Source organism: Pseudophaeobacter profundi (genome assembly GCF_029697505.1).
Taxonomy (GTDB): Bacteria; Pseudomonadota; Alphaproteobacteria; order Rhodobacterales; family Rhodobacteraceae; genus Pseudophaeobacter; species Pseudophaeobacter profundi.
On the sequence record NZ_JARJEF010000003.1, the window covers coordinates 34,065 to 53,784 of the forward strand.

A 19,720-nucleotide genomic window follows, 5' to 3' on the forward strand; every position below is an offset into this window, starting at 1 on the left:
CGTTTTCCGCACCGCAGAGAACGGCGGCTTTCGTCCCGCATAGCCGACTTTCCTCTCTAGTTATGGGGAATTTCCACCGCCACCGCTGAACAATGTCGATGGCAGGCGCATGCCGGTTTCCAGCGTGCCGAGAATCACGGTTGTCTTGCCCCCGGCCCCGTCGTGCACCACCCATTTGCGCAGCTCTACCGGGTCAGCGGTGAACATCAGTTCGATACTGCCATAATCCGGGTTTTCGGGATCCTGCGCCTGCACCACGGTCGAGGTGCCGTCAAAGCCGTGGCCAACAACCATATTGGCCCGGTCCAGGTTCACCTGCTTGGCCAGGATAATCGACAAAGGCGTGCGGCGCAGCGGAAAGGTTTCGGGCGGCTGGTTGGATTTGGGATCATGCACCCGCACAGCCCCCGCGCCCGCCACCACCGTGCCGGCCGCATCACCGTCATATTCAAACCGCATCCGTCCTGGGCGATGCAGGTACAGCTTGCCGGTGGACAGCGAACCATCATCATTGATCTGGGTGAAACCCGCCGTCGCAGTTTTCATATCATTCAGATAGGCTGAGATTTCAGCCAGGCTCAGCTTTTCGCTGGCCCAGGCCGCAGAGGTGATGAACGTAGCAGTGACGCCCAGCGCCAAGACAGAGAGAAGCTTTTTCATAAGAGTTAGATAAGCCTTGAGGCGCAAAAGAAAAGAGGCCGATCCATTTCCGGACCGGCCCCGCGATTTATTGCTGAAAGACCCTGTAGGGGATGTCCAGTGTCATTGCTCTGGCACCAGAATTTCCCGTTTGCCCACATGGTTGGCAGGCGAGACCAGGCCTTCTTCCTCCATCTGTTCAACCAGCCGTGCCGCCTTGTTGTAGCCGATAGCCAGCTTGCGCTGGATGTAAGAGGTCGAGCACTTGCGATCCTTGATCACGATCTGCACCGCAGAATCATAGAGCGCATCTTCGCCGTTGGTATTGCCGCCGGTCGACAGGCCCAGAACCGCGTCGATATTGTCGGCCTTTTCATCATCGGGCCCCTCAACCACGCCGCCCATATATTCAGGAGGGCCAAATTGTTTCAGGTGGTTGACCACCTCTTCAACCTCTTCATCCGACACAAACGGCCCGTGGCAGCGGGTGATCTTGGCGCCGCCCGCCATATAAAGCATATCGCCCATCCCCAAGAGCTGTTCGGCCCCCATTTCGCCCAGGATGGTACGGCTGTCGATCTTAGAGGTCACCTGGAAGGAAATCCGGGTAGGGAAGTTAGCCTTGATGGTCCCGGTGATCACATCCACCGAGGGCCGCTGGGTAGCCATGATCAAGTGAATGCCGCTGGCCCGTGCCATCTGCGCCAGACGCTGGATGCAGGCTTCGATCTCTTTGCCCGCAACCATCATCAGATCGGCCATCTCGTCAACGATAACCACGATATAGGGCAGCGCTTCGGGGGCGAATTCTTCGCTCTCGAACACTGGCTCTCCGGTGTCATCGTCAAAGCCGGTCTGCACCGTGCGGCTGAACATCTCGCCCTTGGACAGCGCCTCTTTCACCCGGCCATTGTAGCCAGAGATGTTGCGCACACCCATCTTGGACATCTTGCGGTAGCGGTCTTCCATTTCACCCACCACCCATTTCAGGGCGACAACCGCCTTCTTGGGGTCGGTGACAACTGGCGACAGCAGATGTGGGATACCGTCATAGACCGACAGTTCCAGCATCTTGGGGTCAATCATGATCAGGCGGCATTCCTCTGGCGACAGCTTGTACAGCAGCGACAGGATCATGGTGTTAATTGCAACCGATTTACCCGAACCGGTAGTACCGGCAATCAGCAAATGCGGCATCTTGGCCAGGTCGGCAACCATGGCCGACCCGCCAATATCCTTGCCAAGCGCCAAGGGCAGATTCTGGGTGCCATCGCCATAATCGCGCGACGACAGGATTTCGCGGAAATTGACCATCTCGCGCTTTTCGTTCGGCAGTTCGATGCCAATCACCGTACGGCCCGGCACGGTGGACACCCGCGCCGAGAGCGCCGACATGGACCGTGCGATATCATCCGACAGGCCAATCACCCGCGAGGCCTTGAGACCCGGCGCGGGCTCCAGCTCATACATGGTGACAACGGGGCCGGGGCGCACCGATACGATTTCCCCCTTTACCCCATAATCATCCAGCACCACTTCCAACATCCGGGCATTTTCTTCCAGGGCTTCGTCGCTCAGGTGATGGCGCTGCACCTGGCTGGGATGGCCGAGCAACGACAAGGGGGGCAGTTCAAAATCATTGTCCGCCTCTTCAAAGGCCAGATCGGGCTGGGCCTCGGCCTTGGCCCGCGTCGAAGGCTGCACCGCCTTGCGCGGCGGCTGTTCCACCACGGCTTTGCGCGGCTCTGCCACCGGCAGTTCAAAACTGCCAGCTGCCGCTGCCATTGGGGCCGCTGCTGCCGGGGCAGCTGTTTCCGGTGTCGCAGCAGCCTTGGGCGCCGGGTCAACGTCACGGTTGATTACACGCCCGGCGGGCAGGTCCTCGCTCACCACCCGATCCGGCGTCAGCCCATCGGGAATCTGCATGCCTGCCTGCGGAGCCTCTGCCGAAACCGGCGCACTGGCCTGCGCAATACTGGGCTGCGGGACACTGGGCTGCGATTCAAATCCGGGATCAGACATATGGTCCATCGGGGCCGTGGGGACAAAGGTCGGGGTCGCACTGGCCTGCTCGGCTGTTGCCACATCAGGGGCGGCCGGAACAGGTTGGCTGGCGGTCAGCGGTGGCTCTGGTGGCAGGCCGTCGGCGGCATTCGGGTTGAACAGCAAAGGCTCTGCCCGCCGTCCACGCCCCTTGGTCAGAGGCAGATTGGGATCGTGATCCGGCATCTGGGCGGCCGCACGGCGAATACGCACGGCGCTGGCAATCTTTTCCGAGATCCGCGCATCCCCCGACAACAGCTCTTCGCCGCCAGCAGCAGTGTCCACCAGCTCGGGCTCGGGCATCTGCATCGGCTCTGGCTCGCTGCGCCACATCAGGGTGGGCACGCGGGAAAACAGACCGGTTTTTTCCGGCCGTTCTGCTACCAGGGGCGCTGGCGTATCCTCCTGCGGATAGGTTTCAAACAACTGGGCACCGTCGTCATCGGCGATCCAGGCGTCTTGCTCGGCCTGCAGTTTGGCAGCCCGCCGTTCGTTACGCAGGGCAATGGCGGCCTGAAACCCGCGAGTGGCACCCCGCCCCAGCAGGCTGGCAATACCACCATAGATCAACACAAAGCCCAGCATCAGATAGTTGCCGCCACGTGACAGCTCGGTGCGGCAGAACCCGGCGACAAAGACACCAAGACCCAGCATCGCCGCCGCCATCACAAGTGACATCAATTTCACCGCGAAATGCGAACTCACCGGCAAGAGTGTCAGCAAGGCCCCCATGACAGTATCGCCAAACAGCCCACCAAGGCCAAAGCTGTGCGTTGCCTTCCAGTCCGCCTCTGGCACCAGCGTCGCCGCATAGATCGCCGCCACCGCCAGCAGAACCGGGGCAAAGATCATCCGGCCCAGCACCCGCTCTTCCCCTTTGTGAAGCAGGAAGCGCACGCCCCAGGCAAGCGGCGTCAGCGCCAGAGTCCAGGCCGCCCAGCCCACGACCATGAACAAAGGCGCCGCAATAGAGGCGCCGGGCCGACCCAGCCAGTTTTGCACCGGCGCATCGGTCGAAACCATCCAATTGGGATCATCCGGCGTGTAGGATCCCACCATCGCAGCCACAGCAAGGCCAAGCGCGATAAGGAAAATCCCGATCAACTCTTTGCCACGTTTTTCGATCGCCGCCTGCATTGTGCTGTCAAGCAGGGGGTCCCTGCTACGGGTTTGAAATGCCATGCCAACCTCGGTTCATTAGTGCCAATGCGCCCGGTGTTTGCCCCAGGATCGTGTCATCAGCCAGTGTTTATCTTGGTCCAATATCTGCCCTGGACCAATGCTATTTCTTGGCGCACAGAGACCACGTCCAGTCTCTGTGCGCAGTCTTTCACCTATCGTACAAACAGCGCCGCAAAGCCGTCAATGCAGCCCGCGTTTCCTCTGCCGGCGCTACCAGCGCCACCCGGATGTAGCCGCTTGCCGGGTTTTCCCCGGCCACGCCCTGGGCCAGATAGGCCCCCGGCAACACCCGCACCCCGGTTTCCCGCCAGAGCTTCAGCGCCGCTGCTTCGCCATCCGGCACCGGCAACCACAGGAAAAAACCGGCCTTGGGCGGCATGTAGCCATCCAGACCAGCAAAAATCTCATCCGCCAGCGCGTATTTTTCCCGGTAGAGCGCCCGGTTTTCCTCTACATGCACCTCATCCGCCCAGACCTTGGCGGCGGCTGCCTGCAGCGGCCCCGGAATAGGCGCCCCAGTATAGGCGCGCAACTGCTTCAGCCGTTTGATGTTTTCTGGCCCACTGGCAACCAACCCGGCGCGCAACCCCGGCAGGTTCGACCGTTTGGAGAGCGAATTGAACAGGACCACCCGTTCGGGATCGGCCCCCATCTCCTGTGCCACGGTCAGCGCGCCCACAGGCGCTTCATCGCGGTAGATTTCGCTGTAGCATTCATCGGCGAAGATGCAAAAATCGTGCTTTTCCGCCAATGCGATCAGCCGCTGCCAATAGCTGCGATCAGCCACCGCGCCCTGCGGATTGGCCGGAGAGCAGATATAGGCAATGGCGGTGCGATCAAGCAGATCTGGTGGCAGGCTATCATAATCGGGCAGATGGCCAGTGGCCTCGGTGGCGGGCAGGAACACTGGCTCTGCTGCAACCGACAGGCTGGCCACCATATAGACCTGGTAAAACGGGTTGGGGATCAACACCGCAGGCCGCGCCCCATTCTTCACCTCAGGGCAGAGCGCCATAGCCGCATTATACAGCCCCTCGCGGGTACCGTTCAGCGCCATGACCTGGGTGGCAGGATCCATCGTCACACCGTAACGCCGGGCGACCCAATCGCTCATGGCGCCGCGCAGTGCGTCCGATCCGTCATTGGCCGGGTAGCTGTTAAACCCGGCTGCATTTTCCGCGATGACATCGCTGACCCAAGGCGGGAAGGGATGTTTGGGTTCGCCAATGGTCATATGCACCACATCGCCGCCGGGGCTGTGGTGGTCCAATAGGGCCCGCAAACGCGGAAATGCATAGGCCGGCAGGTTCGAAAACCGCTCAGGGAAAGTCATAGCTGTGCCTCAAATTCGGGATCATTCACGCCCCGTTTGGGGATAAATTACAGAGCAAGCACCATCGCGTCCAGCCGCTGCCTGCCCCGCAGGCAATATTTGTGACTTTCCCGCCAGCATCCACCCAGCTGCGCATTGCTGGGCAGTCGGTTTTGCAGCGCGCAGCCTGCAACCCCGCCAGTACATCACCCTACCGCCAGCGCCGCTTCTACCGATGCGCCAAGCCGCAACAGGGCCTCTTCGCAATCGGGCTGACCAAGGATCTGCAAACCACAACTGGGGGTGCCACTGGGCAGACTAAGAGCACAGAGACCCATCAGATTACCAATCCGGGTATTGCGCAGCGTCAGCAGGTTGGCCTGCACGTAATAGGCCTGATCCTGTTGCAGCCGTTCCAGATTGGGGGGCAGGATCGGGCAACTTGGCGTCAGGATCGCGTCAAAGCCGGCAGCGGCCTCGTCCCAGGCACCACGGGCCTGTTCCAGCTTGGCCCAGGCCGCAACATAATCCGCCCCAGAAAATTCTGCCCCCGACCGGAACCGCTCAAGGATCTTGTCAAACATCACCTCGGGCCGCGCTTCGATCACCTCTTTCCACAGCCCGTAGGCCTCGGTGGTGAACAGGATCGCGCTCAGCCCCATCGCCGTCTCCAACTCGGGTACCTGCAGCGGCACAATCTCGGCACCGGCCTGCTCCAGACGGCGCAGGCTTTCAGCGTAGCTCTCGGCGACTTTGGGGTCCAGATCCGCCTGTGCAATACCGCGCAGATCGCCAAAGCGCCGCCCCTTCAGGCTGGCCGGGTGGCGCATATCCGGGCCGGTTGTCCCCTCTAGCAGCCCCAGCAACAGGGCCGCATCCTCGACCGAGCGCACCAGCGGGCCAACCGTATCAAATTTCAGGCACAGTGGCACCACCCCTTCCAGGCTGACCCGTCCGGCGGTGGTTTTCAGGCCCACCAGATCATTCCAGGCCGCCGGAATACGCACCGAACCGCCCGTATCAGAGCCGATCGCCGCCGCCGCCAACCCAAAGGCCACCGAGGCCGCCGCACCAGAGGAAGAGCCCCCCGGCACCGCCGTCTCATCATTGATACAAGGCGGTGTCTGCATCACCGGGTTAAGGCCAAGACCGGAAAATGCCAGCTCGCTCATATGGGTTTTGCCCAGGCAAACGCTGCCCATGGCGGTGGCAGTTTCCAGCACCAGCGCATCCTGATCCGGCACCCGCCCCTGCAACAGGGCCGAGCCCGACTCGGTGGCTGTGCCCGCAGAATCAAACAGGTCCTTCCAACTGATCGGCACCCCATCCAGCGGCGACAGGCGCAGGCCCTGCTGTGCCCGCTGTGCCGCGGCATGAGCTTCGGCCATGGCGCGATCATGGGTGACTTGCGTGTAGATCCGATCCCGGTGCGGATGTGCATCAATAGCAGCCAGATAGGTCTGGGTCAGTTCAACCGGGTCGATCTCTTTGGCGGCAATACCGCGCCCCAGCTCTGCTGCGCTCATCTTCAACCACGTCTGCATCTTTCCCGTCTCCTGTCCGTTCTACGGCCGATCCATTTTGCGGAGACGGTAGCCCCGTGGCGGCGGCGGTACAATCCCGAAGCACCAGCGACAGCGTCCTGCCCAGGCCTCCAACGCGAAAAGCGACACAACCGCCCATGGACAAATCAAACAATCAGCGCATATTGCCAGCTATGAAAAATACATCCGACATCCTGATCGTTGGCGGCGGCCTGAATGGTCCTGCACTCGCCCTGGCCCTGGCGCAAACTGGCCACAGCGTCACCGTAGTTGACGCCCTGCCGCGCGCCGACTTTGAAGCCGAAACCTTCGATGGGCGCGGCTATGCGCTGGCGCTGGCCTCACAGCGCCTGCTGGATCAGATCGGCGTCTGGTCGCAGGTGGCGGAGCACGCCCAGCCGATGCTGGAAATCAAGGCCAGTGACGGTCACGTCGGCCAGGGGGCCGCGCCGTTCTTTGTGCATTTTGATCAGGCAGAGCTGGAAGAAGGCCCGATGGGCTATATGCTGGAAGATCGCTACCTGCGCCGCGCCATTCTGCAGGCACTGGACGACACCCCCGGCATCACGCTGATCAACCAGGCCCGCGTTGTGGCGCAGGCCAGCGATCCAACCGGCGTGACCCTGACACTGGAAAATGGCGAAAGCCTGCGCGGACACATGCTGGTGGGGGCAGATGGACGCCGCAGCGGCACCGCCACCCGCGCCGGTATCAAGCGCACTGGCTGGGACTATGGGCAAACGGCGCTGGTCTGCGCCATTGACCATGCTGAACCGCATCATGGCATTGCCCATCAATTCTTCATGCCCGCCGGACCTTTGGCGATCCTGCCGCTGCCGGGCAACCGGTCTTCCATTGTCTGGAGCGAAAAAACAGAGCTGGCGGCGGCTATTCATGCACTGGCCGACAGCGACTACCTTATGGCACTGAAACCCCGGTTTGGCGATTTTCTGGGCGATATTTCCCTGGCAGGCAAGCGGTTCACCTACCCGCTGAACCTGACCATCGCCAATAGTTTCATTGCCGACCGCATGGCGCTGGTGGGCGATGCCGCCCATGGCATGCATCCGATTGCAGGCCAGGGATTGAACGCCGGCCTGCGCGACATCGCCGCCCTGGCCGAGGTGCTGACCAAAGCAACCCGGCGCGGTGAAGACATCGGGTCAGAACTGGTTTTGGCGCGCTATCAGCAGTGGCGCCGCTTTGATACCGCCACGTTGGCCGCCAGCACGGACATGGTCAATCGTCTGTTTTCCAACGACAATCCATTGCTGCGACTGGGGCGCGATCTTGGTATGGGGATGGTCAACGCCCTGCCCGGCCTGCGCCGTGGTTTCATGCGTGAAGCGGCAGGTCTGACCGGGGATATGCCACGCCTGCTGAAAGGTGAAGCGATCTAGGGCCCGCATCAGCCCCCTACCGCACCCCTGTTGCAGCAGCCTGGCCCAGGCCCCTCGCGCGCCCTTAGTCCAGGGTGCGGGCCTCGTCCACCAGCATGACAGGGATACCGTTGCGGATTGGAAAGGCCAGATTGGCGGCTTTTGACACCAGCTCCTGGGCTTCGGCATCATATTCCAGCGTCGCCTGGGTCTGTGGGCAGACCAGCGCTTCCAACATCCGGCGGTCAAAGCTGACAGGGGCTGTTTCAGTCATTGCAAGATATCCTCATGGGCGCCACCGCGCAGGGCAAATTCGATCAATGTGACAAGGGTTTCGCGTCTTGTGACAAGACAGGGCGCCTCTAGCAAGGCCTGTTTATCCTCTGCGTCGAACTCTAGCAGCATCGACAGCGAGTTGATCAGCAGCTCATCCTCTGCGTCCTGCAAGGACTCCCAATCGGTTGACAGCCCCTGCGCGTTGAAGAACCGCTCTAGCAGCGCCAGAAAATCGGCGCGATCAAACTGCGTGTCGGCCTCTCCCACGCCAAGATCGCGTTCAAATCCGTCCCAGGTCACATCGCAGCGCCGATAGGGGCAAAAGCCAGCGACCTCTCCCTGAATGCGAAAGCGTGACAGACCCGCCAGCGTGACCAGATAGCGGCCATCTTCGGTTTCTGAAAACTGCGTCACCCGGCCGGCGCAGCCAATCCTGTGCAGAGGCTCGCTGCCCGCCGCGCTGCTGTAGGAGGCATCTGCCTGCCGCAAAACTGACTTGCCTGCACTGGCAGGCTGCGGACAGGGCTGGACCATGCCAATCAATCGTTCAGGCGTTTTCAGTGCATCTTCAAACATCTGCAAATAGCGCGGCTCAAAAATATGCAACGGCAGGCGGGCCCGGGGCAATAAAATCGCCCGGGGCAGAGGAAACACCGCAAGGGTGTCCGGCAGATCAGCAGGGTGCATCATATCTACTACTGTAGAGCGCAGACCCGATTAGGCAAATATCATCGAGCTCAGCCTACGTCGCCCGTTCAGCACCACCGGATCATTGGGCTGCAGCGCATCAAAGATGGTAAAGAGCTGCGCCTTCGCGGCACCATCATTCCACTCGCGGTCGCGGCGGAAAATTTCCAGCAGCTCGGCCACGGCAGCCTCGGCATCGCCAGCCGCGTGTTGCGCTTGGGCCAGCTCGAAACGGGCTTCCAGATCCTCGGGGCTGGCAGCGACTTTCGCCGCCAGCTCGGCAACCGGTCCGGCATTTTCGGCCTGGCGGGCCAATTCGATCTGGGCCCGCGCGGCCTCGATCTCGGCAGCTTCGGAAATCTCCGCTGGAGCGCCGTTCAACACGGCCTCTGCCTGGTCCAGATCGTTCGACGCGATATGCGCCCGCGCCAAGCCACCATAGGCCGCAGCGCTTTTGTCGTCTTCGCCAATGATGGCGGCAAAGGTCTGGGCCGCGTCGGCATGATCGCCATCCGCCAGCATCTGCTCTGCTACTTCCAGCGCCTCAGCCAGCCCGCCGTCAGCACTGCCGCCTGCGGCCTCGATGGTCTTTTTCACAAAGGCGTCAATCTCGCTGGGGGGCAGGGCGCCCTGGAACATATCAACGGGGCGGCCCTCGACAAAGGCTACAACGGTCGGAATGGACTGCAACGGCAGCCCCTGCTGCGCCAGCGCCTGGGCCAGGCGCTGATTTTCATCAACGTTGATCTTGGCCATGGTCACGGCCCCCTTGGCCTTGACAACAGCAGCCTCTAGCGCCGGGCCCAGCGTTTTGCAGGGGCCGCACCAGGGCGCCCAGAAATCAACGATGACCGGTGCCTGCATAGAGGCCTCGACCACATCCTGCATAAAGGTCGCCTCATCGACGTCCTTGACCAAATCACCTACGGGGGCTGCGTCGCCCGCTCCGCCAATAATATCCATGTCTCAACCTTCTCCGTTTGAAGCTTGGCCCCTATATGGAATCCCGTAGCAAAGAAACCAAGAGAGGAGTTCACCAAGGCGGCTCCCCGGCCGAATTTGTCCGGGCCAAGGCCCAGCCAGCTGCGGTCACGCGGCTTCGCTACGCAAGATGCGCCACCGCGCCGCGCAACAGCGCGGCGCCGGGCCCAACTGTGAAGGGGCATTTCATGCCCCGCAACAGGCGGGAGTTCCCCCTTTGCCTTCTGCCGCGGCCAGCCCACCTAGAGATCGAAAGTGGCAAAGACCGGCGCGTGATCGCTGGGTTTTTCCCAGCCGCGCGCAGAGCGCAGAACCCGGCTGGAATGTGCCGCGTGCCGGATATCGCCGGTGGCCCAGACATGATCCAGCCGACGTCCCTTATCCGCTGCATCCCAATCTTTGGCCCGATAGCTCCACCAGCTGTACAGCAGACCTTCGGGAATATCGGCGCGGGTGACATCAGCCCAACCGCCAGCCTCTTGCACGGCGGCCAGCAAATCGACCTCAACGGGCGTATGGCTGACAATCTTCAGCATTTTCTTGTGATCCCAGACATCATCTTCACGCGGGGCAATGTTCAGATCCCCCACCAGAATGGATTTCTCGGGGGCCTCTGCCTTGAACCAATCGCGCATCTCGGCAAGGTAGTCCAGCTTCTGGCCGAATTTCTCATTCACCGCCCGGTCGGGCTTGTCGCCGCCTGCAGGCACATAGAAATTCTGGATGGTGACCCCGTTTTCCAGCCGCCCGGCGATGTGGCGGGCATGGCCCAGATCGGCAAAATCCATAGACCCCACCTCTTCGATAGGCAGGCGCGACAGGATGGCAACACCGTTATATCCCTTTTGGCCGCGCGCCACCATGTGGGGATAGCCAAGATCGGCAAAGCCATCGGTTGGAATCAACTCTACCGGGCTTTTGCATTCCTGCAGACACAGCACATCCGGGGCTTCTTCGCGCAGCAGCTTCTGCACCAGCCCTTCACGCAGGCGAACCGAGTTGATGTTCCAGGTGGCAAGAGTAAAGGCCATGAGGTGCTCCGTTTGGCAGGGGTATCATTCGCTACCATAGGCCAGTCGCCCAGAGAAGAGCAGCCCTGAAAGGAATGTCATACCCCTGCCACCACGACGCTATTTCGCGGCTGGTTCCTATCCCGCGCCAAGCCCCCGGGGGGCTGGCCCTGACCCTTAGGAGATCAGCCGATAGCCACCGGATTCGGTCACCAGAATGCGGGCATTGGAAGGATCCGGTTCAATCTTTTGCCGCAGCCGGTAAATATGGGTTTCCAGCGTGTGGGTTGTGACCCCGGCGTTATAGCCCCAGACCTCGTGCAGCAGCACATCACGCGCAACAACCCCATCCGTCGACCGATAGAGGAACTTCAGGATGTTGGTCTCTTTCTCGGTCAGGCGGATCTTGCGGTCTTCATCGGTCACAAGCAGTTTCATCGCCGGCTTGAAGGTATAAGGCCCCAGCACAAAAACCGCGTCTTCGGATTGTTCATGCTGACGCAACTGCGCCCGGATACGGGCCAGAAGCACCGGGAATTTGAATGGTTTGGTGACATAATCATTCGCGCCGGCGTCCAGCCCCAGAATGGTGTCCGAATCGCTGTCATGGCCGGTCAGCATCAGGATGGGTGCCTTGACGCCCTGCTTGCGCATCAAGCGGCACAGCTCTCGGCCGTCGGTATCAGGCAAGCCCACATCCAGGATCACCAGATCATACAGCGCCTCCTTGGCGCGCTCCATGGCGCTCTGGCCGCTGTCGGCTTCAAAGACGTCAAAGTCCTCGGTCATCACCAACTGTTCGCTTAGGGCCTCGCGCAGGTCCTCATCATCATCGACCAGCAGGATCTTCTTCAATTGCGCCATCGCTCTATTCTCCGGGTTGCCTTTGTCACAGATGCGCTGCCCACAGGCAAACAACAAGATATGCTGCAAAACATTCACGCCGTCGTGTCCCTGCCAAAGGATTTGTTTCACTTCTGCAAGAATTGAGCCTAGGAAAGGCTGGCATTTATGTCACCAAGCCCTGGATCTGCCGCATGAGCCTGATACCCACCCTGATCGAACTCCTGGCCCGCGCGCGGGTGGATCTGCGCATGGGGCTGCCTGTTGTTCTGACCGATGGTGATCAGGCCGCCCTGGCCATCGCCGCCGAGAGCCTCTCTGCCGCCCGGTTGCAGGATATGCAGGCCCTGGGAGAGGTCACCCTGGCCCTGACCGCGCGCCGCGCCGAAACCCTGAAGGCGCGGGCCTATGATGGCGATACCGCACGCATCTGCCTGCCAGCCGCCGCCGACCTGGGCTGGATCCAGGCCCTGGCCGATCCCGCCGATGATCTGAGCCAACCGATGAAGGGCCCGCTGACCAGTGCCCGCGAGGGCAGCGCAACCCTGCACCGGCTGGCCATCGCCCTGGTCAAATCGGCCCGGCTGCTGCCTGCCGCCCTGCTGGTCCCGCTGGGTGGCGGTGCCGCCTTTGCCAGCCAGCATGGCCTGACCCTCTTGCCGCAGGCCGCCGCCGAACCACTGATGAGCCAAAGCTCGCCACTGCATGCCGTGGCCGCCGCCCGCCTGCCGATGCAGGCCGCCGAGGCTGGCCGGTTGCATGTGTTTCGCCCCAACGATGGAGCCGAAGAACACTATGCCATCGAAATCGGGCGGCCAGATCGCAGCAAGCCGGTCTTGGCGCGGCTGCATTCCGCCTGTTTCACCGGTGATGTGCTGGGGTCGCTGAAATGCGACTGCGGCCCACAGCTGAATGCAGCGCTGGCGCAGATGGGCGCGGAAGGTAGCGGCGTCTTGCTTTACCTAAACCAGGAAGGGCGCGGCATTGGGCTGGCCAATAAAATGCGCGCCTATTCCCTGCAAGATCAGGGCTTTGATACGGTTGAGGCCAACCACCGCCTGGGCTTTGAAGACGACGAACGCGATTTTCGACTGGGTGCAGCCATCCTCAAGGAGCTGGGATTTGACCAGGTGCGGCTGCTGACCAATAACCCCAACAAGATCGCCATGATGGAAAAGACTGGTATCACAGTGGCGGAACGCGTGGCACTGCAGGTGGGAAAGAACGCCTTCAACAGCCAGTATCTGGCCACCAAGGCCGCAAAATCCGGTCATATGCTGTGACAGTGCCACCCGCATGTCATCCCGGCGATCTGGTGCTGACCAAGCGCGGACTGCGCTTTGCCGGGCGACTGCTGCCCTGCAGTATCGGTAAGGGAGGGCTGAGCAGTGACAAGCGCGAAGGGGACGGCGCCACCCCGATCGGGGTACATCACGTCGTCGGCCTGTATTATCGCCCCGACCGCATCACATGCCCCACGCCCTGGGCCCGGGCGATTGGCCCTGGCGATCTGTGGTCTGACGACAGCAATGATGCGCGCTACAACACCCATGTCACCACGCCCTATCCCCATAGCCACGAACACCTGCGCCGCGCCGATCCGCTCTATGATCTGGTGCTGGTGCTGAATTGGAACTGGCCAGTGGCAACTTCGGGCCGGGGATCCGCCATTTTTATCCACCAATGGCGACGACCCGGCTACCCGACCGAGGGCTGCATCGCCTTTTCGCGCGCCAACCTGCATTGGCTGGCAGCACGGGTACAGCTGGGCAGTCGGGTAGTTGTGCCCGATCTGACCTGACAGAACTGACCTGACGGGGCTGGCCTGACGCGCGCTAACCCTCGGCTGGAGTGCGGGCACCAAAGATGGCGGACCCAACCCGGACATGGGTGGCCCCCTGGGCAATCGCCTGTTCAAAATCGCTGCTCATCCCCATCGACAACCCCATCAAGCTGTTACGGTCGGCCATTTCAGCCAGTTGGGCGAAATGTGTCTCGGCGGGTTCGGTCACCGGGGGGATGCACATCAGCCCCCAGATCGGCAGGTCCAGCAAACGGCACTCGGCGACAAATGCGTCGGTATCTGCGGGCAGGATGCCGGCCTTCTGCGGCTCTGCCCCGGTATTGACCTGTATGAACAGATCCGGGCAGTGCCCCAGCTCCTGCGCCAGCCGCGCCAGCACCTTGGCCAGCTTGGGCCGGTCCAGCGTGTGAATACTGTTGAACAGCGTCATCGCCTGACGCGCCTTGTTTGTCTGCAAGGGGCCAATCAGATGCAGATCGAGATCGCTGTAGGTCTGGGCAAAGTCAGGCCATTTGCCCATGGCTTCCTGCACCCGGTTTTCACCAAAACAGCGCTGCCCCTGATCCAGCACCGCGGCAACCCGTTCATTGGGCTGCACCTTGGACACGGCGATCAGCTTGACAGATCCCGGGGCACGGCCTGCGGCAGTTTCAGCGGCCTGAATACGGGTTTTGATTTCTTGCAGCGACATCTGGCTCTCTCCGGCTTTTGCGCCAGAACAACACATTTTGGGGGTAAATGTTAAGGGCCAAACGGAAAAGGGCGAGCTCTGTTAAGAGCCCGCCCCCAATTCACGCGAAGCGTAAGTTCAGCTTAGAAGCTGAAGTATACACCGGCCTGGAACTGGTCGTCGTTTACGTCAGCAGCGCTGTTCACGTAACCAGCAACAAAGGTAGCGCCGCCACCCAGGTCGTACTGGTAGTTGATGCCGAAGGAAGTACCGTCAGCAGCAGCAGCGTTCGCGCCACGAGTGGTCGCACCGACAACGGTGGTGTCTGCCAGCAGGTTCGAGTCAACGTCAGTGCTGTTAACCCAGAGAACCAAGTTGGAGGCTGCGCCGATGTCCATGTTACCTTCCAGGGTAACGGAGTCAGCAGCGTCGGAAGAACCGTATGCCAGGCGCGCACCGAAGGCACCGAAGTCACCGCCAGCTGCAATCAGGTACAGGCCGTCGTTGGCGTCGATGATGGTACCATTCGAAGTGGTGAATTGGGTACCGGAACCGGCTGCGTTGGTGTTGCTTGCGGCCTGGTAGGCACCAGTCACATAGTAGTCAGAGAACGAGTATGTCAGCATGACTGCGGTGCGAGCTTCGCCATCGGCCTGACCAGGAACCTGGGTACCTGTCACAGGAGTATTGCGCTGGCTGTAAGACACGTGACCAGTGAAGCCGCCCATGGAGTACAGAGCTTCGATACCGTTGGAGCCTGCGCCTGCGGAGTCATATGCATCCCAGTTAAAGGTGCCAACGGAACCGGTTGCTGCGCTTGCGCCACGAACAACCAGGGAGTTGAAGCCCATGCCGTCGATGCCGGTGCCGGCGGAACGGGTGCCGGTGACATACAGGCCAGGTGCATTTTCAATCGCACCGATGATGTTGCCAACGTTGACGGTCAGGCCGCCATAGGTCACGCCAAAGCGTGCGCCGTTGAATACTGCGGTACCGGCAACACCGTCACGGCTTTCGGCCTGGGCGCGGAAGCGCGCGTTGAAGCCTACGCCACCGTCGGTTTCGGTCGACATGTCGAACTGCAGACGCAGACGGCTGGTGATGTTGGTTTCGGAAACACCAGCAACGGTTTTGTTTGCGGCGTTATAGTCCAGACCAAAGCGGCCGTAACCGGACAGACGGACGTCAGCTGCTGCTACGGAAGCAGTGGCGATCAGCGCGGTAGTCGCGAAGAGAACCTTTTTCATCGATTTTTCCCTCGGTTTTAATTCTGATGCCCAAACCGGGGAATCCGGCGTGGGTATGACAAGGGGTTTCGCTTTTTCACCCCCGTTTTGGCAAGAGCGGCTCAACGACCAGACAGCATTGGCCTTTGGGATGGTGCAGCTTTGCCACAGTCTGACGCCTGCCCCCACCGTTTGCGCCCTGTTTCCACTGTGTTTCAGCCATTTGTGTTCCGGATAGAGGAATTTAGCCGCTCGCACAGTGTAGCCTGCAACGACAGGGTTTTCCCGCGCAGGGGCGGGGGCAATGATATGTATCCTATATATAACTGTCCGTCCCTTCGATTCGCCGGAACCGCCCCTGCCGCGCTAAAGCGCTTGCTCCGCAGGGCGCCGATACGATAGGAGTGCGGCAAGATACTGGCTCCGGGAGCGACGATGACACTGCATAAGATGATGACAAGAACCCTCGCGGGGCTTTTGTGCTTTGGTTTGGTAGCCTGTGGCGGTGGCAAGGCCCCCAGAGGACAAACTCCACAAGAATTTAATAACGATGTTAAGGCGGCCGAAAGCTCCAGCTCTTCGATTTGGGATTTGTTTGGCGGCACGCCCGATCAGAAGGTACAGGTAAACCGCTACCTGTGGAACGCCAGCCTGGATGTGCTGGAATTCCTGCCAGTACAATCGGTTGACCCTTTCACCGGGGTGATCGTGACAGGATATGGCACCCCGCCCGGCAGCGGCAGGTCCTATCGTGCGACCGTGCATATCAAGGACCCGGCACTGGATGCGCGGTCTCTGAATGTGTCGCTTCAGACCAAAGGGGGGCGCCCGGTTGAGGCCGCCACCACCCGCGCAGTCGAGGATGCGATCCTGTCGCGCGCCCGCCAGCTGCGCATCGCCGACAAGAACCTCTGAACACCGCGACGAAGCGCTGGCACAGCGATCAAAACAACAGTATTACAGGCGCCGGGTCACAACCCGGCGTTTTCATTCTTAAAGGACCTCTCGCAATGTCGCGCTACGCTGCCACCGAAATCGAAGAAAAATGGCAAAAGGCCTGGAATGAGGCCGGTATTTTTGAGGCCCAGGCCACACCTGGCAAAGAAAAATACTATGTGCTCGAGATGTTCCCCTACCCATCGGGCAAGCTGCACATGGGGCATGTGCGCAACTATACCATGGGCGACGTGGTGGCGCGCTACAAGATGTCGACCGGGCATAATGTGCTGCACCCCATGGGCTGGGATGCCTTTGGGATGCCAGCAGAAAACGCTGCCATGGCCTCGGGCGGCCACCCCAAGGACTGGACCTATGCCAATATCGAGGCAATGAAGGAACAGATGAAACCCCTGGGGCTCTCGCTGGATTGGTCACGCGAATTTGCCACCTGCGACGAAGAGTATTACGGCCAGCAGCAGGCCCTGTTCCTGGACTTCCTGGAAAAGGATCTGGTCTACCGTAAAAACGCCGTGGTCAACTGGGATCCGGTTGATATGACAGTTCTGGCCAATGAACAGGTCGAAGCCGGGCGCGGCTGGCGCTCTGGCGCGCTGGTGGAACGGCGCGAACTGACCCAGTGGTTCTTCAAGATCTCTGATTATTCGGATGAGCTGCTGAGCGCGCTGGACGGGTTGGAAAACTGGCCTGCCAAGGTGCGCCTGATGCAGGAAAACTGGATCGGAAAATCGCGCGGGCTGCAATTCGGGTTTGCACGCTGCGATGGCGGCGCCCCGATCGAAGTTTATACCACCCGGCCCGACACCCTGATGGGCGCCAGCTTTGTTGGTATTTCGCCTGATCACCCGATTGCCAAGGAACTGGAAGCAAACTCTGCCGAGGTGGCCGCATTTGTTGCAGAATGCCGCAAGGGTGGCACCACAGAAGAGGCCATCGAGACCGCCGAAAAGCTGGGTCTGGACACCGGCATTCGGGTAAAACACCCGCTGAACCCCGATTGGGAACTGCCGGTCTGGATCGCCAATTTCATCCTGATGGATTACGGCACCGGCGCGGTCTTTGCCTGCCCCGCACATGACCAGCGCGATCTGGACTTCTGCCGCAAATATGACCTGCCCGTGGTGGAAACCTTTGAAGCGCTGGAAAACCACAATCCAGTCACCGATCAGGCCTTTGTGCCGCTGAAGTCTGAAAAGGTGAAGTGGATCAATCACTTCGCCGGACTGGATATCGCCACTGGTGAACAGGCGATCGACACAACCATCGACAAGGCCGAGGCTGAAGGCTGGGGCGAGGGTGTCACCAAGTTCCGCCTGCGCGATTGGGGCCTGTCGCGCCAGCGCTATTGGGGCTGCCCGATTCCGGTGGTGCATTGCGCCGATTGCGGTGTGGTGCCGGAAAAGAAAGAAAACCTGCCTATTGCCCTGCCCTATGACGAGGACGGCAAGGCGATTGATTTCTCGGTGCCCGGCAACCCGCTGGATCGCCACCCCAGCTGGCGCGACTGCGCCTGCCCCGCCTGTGGCAAACCGGCCCAGCGGGAAACCGACACCATGGATACCTTTGTCGATTCCAGCTGGTATTTCGCCCGCTTTACCGCACCAAGGGCCGCAACGCCGACCGATCTGGAAGCGGCCTCTTATTGGATGAATGTCGATCAGTATATCGGCGGCGTTGAACACGCGATTTTGCACCTGCTCTATTCACGGTTCTTTGCCCGCGCGATGCATATCTGCGGCCACCTGCCCGAGAGCGCCAAGGAACCCTTTGATGCGCTGTTCACGCAGGGCATGGTGACGCATGCGATTTACCAAACCGCCGGGAATGCCGGCCGCCCGGTCTATCACTACCCCGAAGAGGTAGAGCTGCGCGACGGCAAGGCCTTCCTGAAAGAGGGCGGCGCAGAGGTCACGGTGATTCCCTCGGCCAAGATGTCGAAGTCCAAAAACAACGTGGTCGACCCGCTGTCGATCATCTCGGCCTTTGGTGCGGATACCGCGCGCTGGTTTGTGCTGTCTGATTCGCCACCCGAACGGGATGTGGAATGGACAGCTGCGGGTGCCGAGGCCGCCTACAAGCACCTCAACCGCGTCTGGAACCTCAGCGACAAGATCGCCCAGATGGACCCCAGCGCCCCCGGTCAGGGCGATGAAGATCTGCTGCGCGAGATGCATAAAACCATCCGCGATGTGACCCTCGGAGTGGAAAGCTTTGGCTTCAACGCCTCCATCGCGCGGCTCTATGGCTTTACCAATACCCTGGCAAAGTCCAAGGCGGGACAGGCGGCGCAGAAACAGGCCATCATGGTCCTGGCACAGCTGATGTCGCCCATGGTGCCGCACCTGGCCGAGGCCATCTGGGCACATCAGGGCGGCGAAGGCCTGATCGCCACAGCCCCCTGGCCGGTGGCAGATGAGGCCATGCTGATCGAGGCCAGCGTCACGCTGCCGATCCAGATCAATGGCAAGCGCCGCGGCGAAATCACCGTGGCTGCGGATCTCGACAAGGCAGAGGTTGAAAAAATCGCCCTGGCACACGAAGCTGTGCAAAAGGCGCTGAATGGTGGCGCCCCGAAAAAGGTCATCGTGGTGCCGGGTCGTATCGTCAATGTCGTTGCTTAGACTGCCCCTGCTGGGCCTGTCGCTGGCCGCCGCCCTGGTGGTCAGCGCCTGTGGGTTCACCCCGGTCAATGCGCCAGGGGGCACCGGCGCTGCGCTTTATGGGCGGGTAGAGGTAGCCCCCCTGGATCAGCCCGATTCGCGGGGGGATGCCAATGGCTATTTCCTGGTGCGCGATCTGGAACAGCGCCTGGGGCGTACCACCAGTGGCGACTACCGGCTTGCCCTAAAGCTGTCGACCCGGACCGAAGGCCAGGCGATCACTGCTGACAGTTCGATCACCCGCTACTCTATCATCGGCGCGGCAGGCTACAGCCTGACGCGGCTGTCGGATGGCGCGGTGATTTCCAGCGGTAGCGAGACCAATTTCACCGGTTACTCCGCCACCGGGTCATCAGTGGAAACCTTGGCAGGCGAACGTGATGCCTTTGAGCGGCTAATGCGCATCCTGGCCGATCAAATTGCTACACGCATTCTGGCCACCGCTGTTGTGACTCCACCCGCGCCAGAAGCCGCACCAACACCCGCCCCTGCCGAATGAAGCCCAAC

General features: G+C 61.0%; 17 protein-coding genes. 6 read left to right on the forward strand and 11 right to left on the reverse strand.

The window, feature by feature from the left end; all coding sequences use genetic code 11:
* Positions 1 to 60 precede the first annotated feature (60 nt).
* From P2081_RS06105 to P2081_RS06120, 4 genes are all read right to left on the reverse strand, one after another.
* Complete coding sequence (locus tag P2081_RS06105; RefSeq protein ID WP_278921991.1) at positions 61 to 660, reverse strand: LolA family protein; 600 nt, start codon at positions 658 to 660, stop codon at positions 61 to 63.
* 102 nt (positions 661 to 762) lie between these two features.
* A complete protein-coding gene (locus tag P2081_RS06110) occupies positions 763 to 3,864 on the reverse strand; it encodes a DNA translocase FtsK (protein WP_278921992.1) in 3,102 nt (1,033 codons plus the stop codon).
* A 148-nt stretch (positions 3,865 to 4,012) separates the two neighbouring features.
* Positions 4,013 to 5,197, reverse strand: a complete 1,185-nt coding sequence (locus P2081_RS06115; protein WP_278921993.1) for an aminotransferase class I/II-fold pyridoxal phosphate-dependent enzyme — start codon at positions 5,195 to 5,197, stop codon at positions 4,013 to 4,015.
* Positions 5,198 to 5,382: 185 nt separating this feature from the next.
* Positions 5,383 to 6,720 carry an amidase gene (locus P2081_RS06120; protein ID WP_278921994.1) on the reverse strand — a complete coding sequence of 446 codons (1,338 nt, stop codon included), beginning with the start codon at positions 6,718 to 6,720 and terminating at the stop codon, positions 5,383 to 5,385.
* A 173-nt stretch (positions 6,721 to 6,893) separates the two neighbouring features.
* On the opposite strand from P2081_RS06120, the gene P2081_RS06125 reads away from it, so the two are divergent.
* Complete coding sequence (locus P2081_RS06125; RefSeq protein WP_278921995.1) at positions 6,894 to 8,120, forward strand: FAD-dependent monooxygenase; 1,227 nt, start codon at positions 6,894 to 6,896, stop codon at positions 8,118 to 8,120.
* A gap of 64 nt (positions 8,121 to 8,184) precedes the next feature.
* Here P2081_RS06125 and P2081_RS06130 read toward each other — a convergent pair whose 3' ends face one another.
* The 5 genes from P2081_RS06130 to P2081_RS06150 form a co-directional block, all read right to left on the reverse strand.
* Complete coding sequence (locus tag P2081_RS06130) at positions 8,185 to 8,373, reverse strand: Trm112 family protein (protein WP_278921996.1); 189 nt, start codon at positions 8,371 to 8,373, stop codon at positions 8,185 to 8,187.
* The gene (locus P2081_RS06135) at positions 8,370 to 9,065 is read right to left on the reverse strand and encodes an LON peptidase substrate-binding domain-containing protein (protein WP_278921997.1); all 696 of its coding nucleotides are present in this window, start codon (positions 9,063 to 9,065) and stop codon (positions 8,370 to 8,372) included. The genes P2081_RS06130 and P2081_RS06135 overlap by 4 nt, the downstream gene beginning before the upstream one ends.
* Positions 9,066 to 9,092: 27 nt before the next feature.
* Positions 9,093 to 10,025 carry a tetratricopeptide repeat protein gene (locus tag P2081_RS06140; protein WP_278921998.1) on the reverse strand — a complete coding sequence of 311 codons (933 nt, stop codon included), beginning with the start codon at positions 10,023 to 10,025 and terminating at the stop codon, positions 9,093 to 9,095.
* Positions 10,026 to 10,285: 260 nt separating this feature from the next.
* Positions 10,286 to 11,074 carry an exodeoxyribonuclease III gene (locus P2081_RS06145; RefSeq protein WP_278921999.1) on the reverse strand — a complete coding sequence of 263 codons (789 nt, stop codon included), beginning with the start codon at positions 11,072 to 11,074 and terminating at the stop codon, positions 10,286 to 10,288.
* Between the two features lie 156 nt (positions 11,075 to 11,230).
* A complete protein-coding gene (locus P2081_RS06150; RefSeq protein WP_278922000.1) occupies positions 11,231 to 11,917 on the reverse strand; it encodes a response regulator transcription factor in 687 nt (228 codons plus the stop codon).
* A gap of 173 nt (positions 11,918 to 12,090) precedes the next feature.
* Here P2081_RS06150 and ribA point away from each other — a divergent pair, with 173 nt between their 5' ends.
* Positions 12,091 to 13,179 carry a GTP cyclohydrolase II gene (gene ribA / locus P2081_RS06155; RefSeq protein ID WP_278922001.1) on the forward strand — a complete coding sequence of 363 codons (1,089 nt, stop codon included), beginning with the start codon at positions 12,091 to 12,093 and terminating at the stop codon, positions 13,177 to 13,179.
* Positions 13,176 to 13,697: a L,D-transpeptidase family protein gene (locus P2081_RS06160; RefSeq protein ID WP_278922002.1), complete on the forward strand. Its 522-nt coding sequence runs from the start codon at positions 13,176 to 13,178 to the stop codon at positions 13,695 to 13,697. Before ribA ends, P2081_RS06160 begins: the two co-directional genes overlap by 4 nt.
* A gap of 34 nt (positions 13,698 to 13,731) precedes the next feature.
* Here P2081_RS06160 and P2081_RS06165 read toward each other — a convergent pair whose 3' ends face one another.
* On the reverse strand, positions 13,732 to 14,391 hold the full coding sequence (locus P2081_RS06165; protein WP_278922003.1) for a YggS family pyridoxal phosphate-dependent enzyme: 660 nt from the start codon (positions 14,389 to 14,391) through the stop codon (positions 13,732 to 13,734).
* Between the two features lie 122 nt (positions 14,392 to 14,513).
* Positions 14,514 to 15,617 (reverse strand): porin, encoded by a 1,104-nt coding sequence (locus P2081_RS06170; RefSeq protein WP_278922004.1) that lies wholly within the window; start codon positions 15,615 to 15,617, stop codon positions 14,514 to 14,516.
* 414 nt (positions 15,618 to 16,031) lie between these two features.
* Between P2081_RS06170 and P2081_RS06175 the strand changes: the two genes are divergently transcribed.
* From P2081_RS06175 to lptE, 3 genes are all read left to right on the forward strand, one after another.
* On the forward strand, positions 16,032 to 16,511 hold the full coding sequence (locus P2081_RS06175) for a DUF3576 domain-containing protein (protein WP_278922005.1): 480 nt from the start codon (positions 16,032 to 16,034) through the stop codon (positions 16,509 to 16,511).
* 95 nt (positions 16,512 to 16,606) lie between these two features.
* The gene (leuS, locus tag P2081_RS06180; protein WP_278922006.1) at positions 16,607 to 19,174 is read left to right on the forward strand and encodes a leucine--tRNA ligase; all 2,568 of its coding nucleotides are present in this window, start codon (positions 16,607 to 16,609) and stop codon (positions 19,172 to 19,174) included.
* Complete coding sequence (gene lptE, locus P2081_RS06185; protein ID WP_278922007.1) at positions 19,161 to 19,712, forward strand: LPS assembly lipoprotein LptE; 552 nt, start codon at positions 19,161 to 19,163, stop codon at positions 19,710 to 19,712. The genes leuS and lptE overlap by 14 nt, the downstream gene beginning before the upstream one ends.
* The last annotated feature ends 8 nt before the right edge of the window (positions 19,713 to 19,720 follow it).